Source organism: Nocardia sp. NPDC059177 (assembly GCF_042755165.1).
Classification (GTDB): domain Bacteria; phylum Actinomycetota; class Actinomycetes; order Mycobacteriales; family Mycobacteriaceae; genus Nocardia.
Genome location: NZ_JBHZBX010000018.1, coordinates 140,955 through 147,526, shown reverse-complemented (window position 1 = coordinate 147,526; position 6,572 = coordinate 140,955). Strand labels below are relative to the sequence as shown.

The following is a 6,572-nucleotide window of genomic DNA, read 5'->3' as shown; positions in this document are numbered from 1 at the left end:
CGCCGGCGGGGGGGGGGCGCGGGGCGGGCGGGTGTCAAACGGGCGAGGCCCCGCGCCCCCCCGGGGGGGCGGCGCCCCCCCCCTTCGATGCTGTTGTTGCTCCGGCGAGGGGCGAGCTACTCCTGCTCGAACCTTCGGCGGAACCTGTCCTCCATCCGTTCGGAGAAACCGCCGGACTTGCGCTGGCGGTTGCCGCGACCGGACGAGCCGCCGGCCGGGCTCGCGCCCGTGGCGGAAGGCTCGGCCTTGTCCGGAGTTGCGGACCGGTGCGAGTTGCCGAGCATCAGCAGCACGCCGGCGCCGAACATGGCGATGAATCCGACGAGACTGATGATCGGGAAACCGCCCGGCTTGAACGGCAGGGCGAGGCCGGCGACGAGAAGTACCAGACCGATGGCGAACAACGCCGCGGCCTGGAGCCTTCGTCGGCTCGACGTGGAGCGAAGTCGTCCGCCGCGGACGGACGAGGCGAACTTCGGATCCTCAGCATAGAGAGCGCTCTCGATCTGTTCGAGCATGCGCTGCTCGTGCTCGGAGAGTGGCACGGTACCTCCCCCGGCACTAGGCGTGGCTGGTCGCCTCCGGGTAGGCGACGGGTAGCCGACCTTGGCGGCTATCTGCTCCCCATGATACGAGTTCGATCGAAGCCGTACCACCTACTCGGTGATAACTAAGCAGTCATGTCCCGGTCGCGACTCGGCTGCGGGCGTGTCTTGGCGGCGGCGACCAGCGCATCGTCGACGTCGTAGAGGAACGCGCCGACCCGTGAGCAGAACTCGTCGGCCTGGGTCGCGGTGATCGCGCGGTCCAATCCGGCCTCCAGCGCGGCCCGCAATTGCGAATGCGCCTCGAAGTAGTCGGCCCACATCGCGAACTCCGGCGAGGCGCGTCTCAGTAATACCCAGGCGCTGCGCGAACGCGCCCGCGGCGCCCGGTCGGCGCCGGTGAGTGCGATCATCGCGCCCGCCCCGCGCAGCGCGGCCAGGTAGGCGGTGCGCAGCCGCTCCCCCGGATCGTGTTCCCAGGCGGAATCGGTGAGCAGGGCGTCGGCCTGACGTAGCAGCCCACCCGCGCGGCCGTCGTGTGCAGCGTGCTCCCGACCCTCGTTGCGACCAGTCATCGGACTGCCCCTTTCACCCCTCGCACAGATCGAACAAGCATTCGAACGTTTGAATTGAGATTGAATATAGGGACACCCACCGACAACTTCCGCGTCCGCGCACCATCGACGAGAGCCATGACAGCCGTCAAGCCCAATCACACCCCCGCACCCGTCGTCGTCGACCTCAGCGTCGACGCGCTTCGCGCGCGTCTGCACGACGCCCTCTCGGTGTACGTCGCCGCGATGGACTACCCGCGCGGCACCGAGCACCACCGCGCGCCGATGTGGACCGAGCACACCACCCGCGCCGGTTGGCGTGCCGTGGCCGCGCTGCTGCCCGACGACGCGGGCTCGGTCGACCTGCGGACCTCGCCGATCGTCGCGATCGCCTACGGCTACAGCGGCGCGCCCCGGCAGTGGTGGCACCAGCAGGTCCACACCGGCATGCGCCGCTGCGGCTGGCCGGAGGCCGCCGCCCGCGAGCTGCTCGCCGACTATTTCGAGCTCACCGAACTGCACGTGCATCCCGCCGCGCAGGGCCGCGGGATCGGGTCGACGCTGCTCGAGCGCCTGCTCGACGAGCGCCCCGAGGCGGCGGTGCTGCTCTCGACGCCGGAGGTGCCCGAGGAGGCCAACCGGGCCTGGCGGCTGTACCGGCGGGCCGGATTCACCGACGTGATCCGCAATTTCGTCTTCGCCGGGGACACCCGGCCCTTCGCGATCCTGGGCAGGCGGCTGCCGCTGCCCACCGTCGGTCACCGCTGGTGAACGCCACCGACACCACCGTCGTCGTCGGTTCCGGGCACAACGCGCTGGTCGCGGCCTGCTATCTGGCGCGGGCGGGGCAGCGGGTGGTGGTACTCGAACGCGACGAGGTGCCCGGCGGCGCGGTCTCGACGGTCGAGCGGTTTCCCGGGCATCAGGTGGACCGCGGTTCCTCGGCGCACATCATGATCCGGCACACCGGGATCATCGAGGAACTCGAGCTGGACCGGTTCGGGCTGCGCTATCTCGACTGCGATCCATGGGGCTTCACGCCCTCGGACGGTGTGCGCCCGCCGATCGTTTTCCAGCGCGATCTCGCGCAGACCTGCGCCTCGATCGCGGCCGCGTGTGGCGCCCGCGATGCCGAGGCCTACCGCCGTTTCGTCGAGGTGTGGGGTGAGCGCAGTGCCCGGGTGATGCGCGCGTTCGGCGCGCCGCCGACGCCGGGGCGGCTGATGCGCTCGTTCTGGGGGCTGGACGCGCGCGACGGCGGCAGCGCGCTCTCGCGCGAGTTCCTGCAGTCCGGGGACGCGCTGCTGGACTACTGGTTCGACGACGAACGGCTCAAGGCCTCGCTGGCCTGGTTCGGCGCGCAGTCCGGTCCGCCGATGTCGGAACCGGGGACCGCGCCGATGGCCGGCTTCGCCGCGCTCATGCACACCCTGCCGCCCGGGCGGGCCGTGGGGGGAAGTGGGGCGTTGAGTGCCGCGCTGATCGCGCGATTGCGCGCCGACGGCGGCGAACTGCACACCGGCGAGGCCGTCACCGCGCTGCGCCGCGCCGGGGACCGGTGGCAGGTGAGTACCGCCGGACGCACCCTGACCGCCGACACGGTGATCGCCGGGTCGCACATCCTGTCGACCATCGAGTTGCTGCGCGCGGGCGGTTTCGACGCCCCCACCCTCGACGACTGGCAGCGCCGCATCCGGGTCGGTCCCGGCATCGGCATGGTGGTGCGGCTGGCCACCGACCGGCTCCCCCACTATCCGGGCGCCTTCCCCACCGACTCCGCGCGCGGCCTGCAGTTCCTGGTCGCGGACCGTAATCAGCTGCGCCGGGCACACGGTGCCGCGCTCGGTGGCGCGCTGCCGCCGCGGCCGGTCGTGCTCGCGATGAGTTTCAGCGCGGTGGACCCGAGCATCGCGCCGCCGGGACAGCATCAGCTCTCGCTGTGGGCGCAGTGGCATCCCTATCGGCTCGCCGACGGCAGCAACTGGACGCGCCACGCCGACCGTGAAGCGGACCGCATCGTCGCCGAGGTCGACCGGTACGCACCGGGATTCAGTTCCTCGGTGCGGCAGCGGTTCGTGCAAACACCGGTCGATCTGGAACGGGAGATGGGCCTGATCGGCGGCAATGTGATGCACGTCGAGATGTCGCTGGACCAGATGATGCTGTGGCGGCCGCTGCCCGAGCTGTCGAACCAGCGCGTACCCGGCGCCCCCGGCCTCTACCTCACCGGCGCCTCCACCCATCCCGGCGGCGGCGTCTCGGGCGCGAGCGGACGCAGCGCGGCCCACCTGGTCCTCAACGACCGGCGCCGATTCCCGATGCCGCGCAGGCGATGAACACCCGGCTGCCCAGCGGTCCGCGCGTCCCGGTGCCGCACAGCCGTCCCGCGTCGCACGGCAACCCGGCACCGCCCGCCAACCTGGCGCTCACGCGGGCCATCCGCGCCGACTTGCCGAGGTGGCGGTAGTGGCCCGCACGCGCATCGCCCGGCTCGCCGACGCCGGTGGTAGCACTGTCGACGCGCTACGCGACTGGGTGCGGGTCGATCCGCGACGCGCGATCCCCGCCGTCTCGGCGATCCTGCTGGTGCTGGTGCAGATCACCTATCCGCTGAGCGCGGGCGTGGCGCGCGACCGGATCACCGTGGCGGTGGTCCTGCTCTCGGCGGGGACGGCGCTGCTGCACGCGGCGACCACCCGGGGCGTCGGCTGGGCGGTCGGGTTCCTCGTCATCGTCTCGGGTCTGGGGCTGACCGCCGAGATCGTCGGCACCGCGACCGGGTTCCCGTTCGGCGGCTACTCCTATGCCGTCGACCGGCTCGGGCCCGCGCTCGCGCAGGTGCCGCTGGTGGTGCCGCTGGCGTGGACCGGTGGGCTGTACCCGATCTGGATCGTCGCGGGCCTGCTCACCACCTCGGCGCTGCGGCGGGCGGCGCTGTTCGTGGTGGGCGCGGTGGGCTGGGATCTGTTCCTCGATCCGCAGATGGTCGCCGACGGGCAGTGGAGCTGGCAGGTCACCGGCGCGGGGCTGCCCGGCCTCCCGCAGATCCCGTACACGAACTATCTCGGGTGGGCGCTGGTCGCCGCGCTGATGGCAGTGCTGCTGACCGTCCTGGACCGGCGGCCCGCCGCCCATCCCTCGGTCGCGGTGCCGGTGGCGGTGTTTTGCTGGACATGGCTGGGCTCGGCGCTGGCGCACGCGGTGTTCCTCGGCCTGCCCGCCTCCGCGGTCTGGGGATTGCTGGGGCTCGCGCCGCTCGGGATCCCGCTACTGCTGCGTGCGCGCGGGCGGCGAACAGCGACCCCGGCCGGGAAGCCCGACACCGAGTAGGGGACGAAAACGCTGGTCGGCACGGGTTGGTGGAACGCACCGGGCCCGTCGTGTGGGTTCTCGGGCCGGGGCCTGGCACGATGTCAACCGTGCAGCCGAGTCTCGTCGCCGACATGCCCACCTCTCCGCCGCGTCGCCGCGTGCCCGCACGGCGCGTCGCCGCCGTCGCCGTGCTGCTGGCCCTGCTGGTGCCCGCACTGGCCGGATGCCTGCGGGTGCAGGTGTCGATGGGCGTGTCCTCCAACGACCGGGTGTCCGGGCGGATCGTGGCCGCGGTGGTGCCCACCGGGCCCGACGACAAGGGTCCGCAGCTGAAGGCGCCGGACCAGGTCGCGGCGAAGGTGCGGGTGGAGGCCTACAACCAGGACGGCTACGTCGGCACCCAGGTGTTCTTCGACGATCTGACCTTCGGTGAGGTCGGCTTGCTCGGCGGGCTCTCGGATCAGACCCAGGGCATGTTCACCCTGGAGTTCAAGCGCAGCGGCGATCTGGTGAGCCTCAATGGGCGCGTCGACCTGGAGTCGGTGCCGCCGCACGGCTCGGATGTGCAGTTCTCCATCGCGTTCCCGTCGCGTGTCGCCAAGACCAACGGCACCCGCGAGGGCGACAACACCGTGTCCTGGAAGCTGCCCGCCGGTGAGGTGTCGACCCTGCGCGCCGAGGTGAAGTACGCCGACCCGAACACCCGCTCGTTCGCGGGCTGGGCGGGCATCGTCGGCGGTATCACCCTCGCGGTCGCCGCGCTCGTCGCCGGACTGGCCTTCCGGGACCGTAATTCCGGCCCGCCCAACGCGCCTCGCGGCTTCTCCCCGTCGGAGATGTGGCGCGATATCGCCGCCCGCAGGCTGGGCCGCTGACATGGGCGCGGCGGGCCGCTACCTGACCTGGGCGGGCACCGGCCTGGCCGCGCTGGGCGCGAGCACCGCCGTCTACAACCTGGTCACCCTGCGGACCCTGCCGCGCCGTGTGGCCGGCGTGATCGAACCGGTCACCGTGTGCGTGCCTGCGCGCGACGAGGCCGAGCGCCTGCCCGAGCTGATCGCCGATCTGCGCGCGCAGACCGGTGTGCCGCGCCTGCGAGTGCTGATCCTCGACGACGCCTCCACCGACGGCACCTACGATGCCGCGCTGGCCGCGATCGGCGGCGACGACCGGTTCACCGTGCTCCGCTCGGCCGCCCATCCCGCGCCCGGCTGGACCGGCAAGGCCGCCGCGTGCGCCCGGCTGGCGGCGCGTACCGACGCGGCCGCGCTGGTCTTCGTCGACGCCGATGTCCGGCTGACACCGCAGGCGATCGCCGCCGCGGTCACCGAATTGCGCAGACGTGGCGCCGGTCTGGTGTCGGCGTGGCCGGTGCAGGAATCCGGGTCGGGCACCGAGCACCTGGTCCAGCCGCTGCTGGCGTGGTCGTGGGCGTCGACCTTGCCGGTCGGCCCGGCCAATCACAGTCTGCGCCCGTCCACGGCGGTGGCCTGCGGGCAGTTCCTGGCCGTCGACGCCGAGGCCTACCGCGCCGGCGGTGGGCACGCCGCGGTCGCCGCCAGCGCCACCGAGGATCTCGACCTGGCCAGGGCGCTGCGCCGGGCCGGGCACCGGACCGCGCTGGTCACCGCGAGCCATGCCGCGAAGACCCGGATGTACACCGGCACCGAGGATCTCACCGACGGCTACACCCGCTGGTTGTGGTCGGCCTACGGCGGACGGCTCGACGCCGGTGCCGTGATCGGGTTGCTGCTGACCCTGGCGTACTGGCTGCCGCCGCTGGCCGCGCTGCTGGGTCGCGGTCGTGCCCGCCGGGCCGGGCTGCTCGGCTACCTCGCGGCCGTCGCGGGCCGGATCGTCGCCCGCACCACGGAGACCCGTCGCCGCCCCACCCGTTCGGAACTCGTCACCGCCGCCGCGCATCCGATCGGCGTCGGCCACTACCTGACGCTGTGGGTCCGTTCGCACCTGCGCCACCGCAGCGGCGACCTGCACTGGAAGCAGCGCCCCCTGGTCACCCCGGACGCGGCGACCTCCCTGCGCGCCTAGCCTTGCGGGCCTGCGGCATCGGCTGATCACGCCGGATCCGCCGATCTTCCGCGCACGCCCGGCCCGTCCCGCGCCCCAGCCGACGCACCGCCGGCCCCAGCCCGCCGCGAAG

7 protein-coding genes are annotated in these 6,572 nt (G+C 72.7%); 5 read left to right on the top strand and 2 right to left on the bottom strand.

Features of this window, described 5'->3' with window-relative positions; translation table 11 throughout:
* Positions 1-116: 116 nt before the first annotated feature.
* A complete protein-coding gene (locus ACFXK0_RS22120; protein WP_379412510.1) occupies positions 117-545 on the bottom strand; it encodes a DUF3040 domain-containing protein in 429 nt (142 codons plus the stop codon).
* A gap of 125 nt (positions 546-670) precedes the next feature.
* Positions 671-1,120: an SAV_6107 family HEPN domain-containing protein gene (locus ACFXK0_RS22115; RefSeq protein ID WP_379412508.1), complete on the bottom strand. Its 450-nt coding sequence runs from the start codon at positions 1,118-1,120 to the stop codon at positions 671-673.
* A gap of 117 nt (positions 1,121-1,237) precedes the next feature.
* Here ACFXK0_RS22115 and ACFXK0_RS22110 point away from each other — a divergent pair, with 117 nt between their 5' ends.
* The 5 genes from ACFXK0_RS22110 (at position 1,238) to ACFXK0_RS22090 (ending at position 6,460) form a co-directional block, all read left to right on the top strand.
* A complete protein-coding gene (locus ACFXK0_RS22110; protein ID WP_379412506.1) occupies positions 1,238-1,870 on the top strand; it encodes a GNAT family N-acetyltransferase in 633 nt (210 codons plus the stop codon).
* Positions 1,867-3,435 carry a phytoene desaturase family protein gene (locus tag ACFXK0_RS22105; RefSeq protein ID WP_379412505.1) on the top strand — a complete coding sequence of 523 codons (1,569 nt, stop codon included), beginning with the start codon at positions 1,867-1,869 and terminating at the stop codon, positions 3,433-3,435. The genes ACFXK0_RS22110 and ACFXK0_RS22105 overlap by 4 nt, the downstream gene beginning before the upstream one ends.
* A 199-nt stretch (positions 3,436-3,634) precedes the next feature.
* On the top strand, positions 3,635-4,429 hold the full coding sequence (locus ACFXK0_RS22100; protein ID WP_379412524.1) for a carotenoid biosynthesis protein: 795 nt from the start codon (positions 3,635-3,637) through the stop codon (positions 4,427-4,429).
* Between the two features lie 80 nt (positions 4,430-4,509).
* Positions 4,510-5,286, top strand: coding sequence for an LppM family (lipo)protein (locus tag ACFXK0_RS22095; RefSeq protein ID WP_379412504.1), 777 nt, complete (start codon positions 4,510-4,512; stop codon positions 5,284-5,286).
* A gap of 1 nt (position 5,287) precedes the next feature.
* Positions 5,288-6,460 carry a glycosyltransferase gene (locus ACFXK0_RS22090; protein ID WP_379412502.1) on the top strand — a complete coding sequence of 391 codons (1,173 nt, stop codon included), beginning with the start codon at positions 5,288-5,290 and terminating at the stop codon, positions 6,458-6,460.
* Positions 6,461-6,572: the final 112 nt, after the last annotated feature.

Bases quoted from the DNA above. Each gene is read 5' to 3' on its own strand.
- ACFXK0_RS22115 (WP_379412508.1), bottom strand. From the start codon at position 1,120: ATGACTGGTCGCAACGAGGGTCGGGAGCACGCTGCACACGACGGCCGC.
- ACFXK0_RS22110 (WP_379412506.1), top strand. From the start codon at position 1,238: ATGACAGCCGTCAAGCCCAATCACACCCCCGCACCCGTCGTCGTCGAC.
- ACFXK0_RS22090 (WP_379412502.1), top strand. From the start codon at position 5,288: ATGGGCGCGGCGGGCCGCTACCTGACCTGGGCGGGCACCGGCCTGGCC.
- ACFXK0_RS22095 (WP_379412504.1), top strand. From the start codon at position 4,510: ATGTCAACCGTGCAGCCGAGTCTCGTCGCCGACATGCCCACCTCTCCG.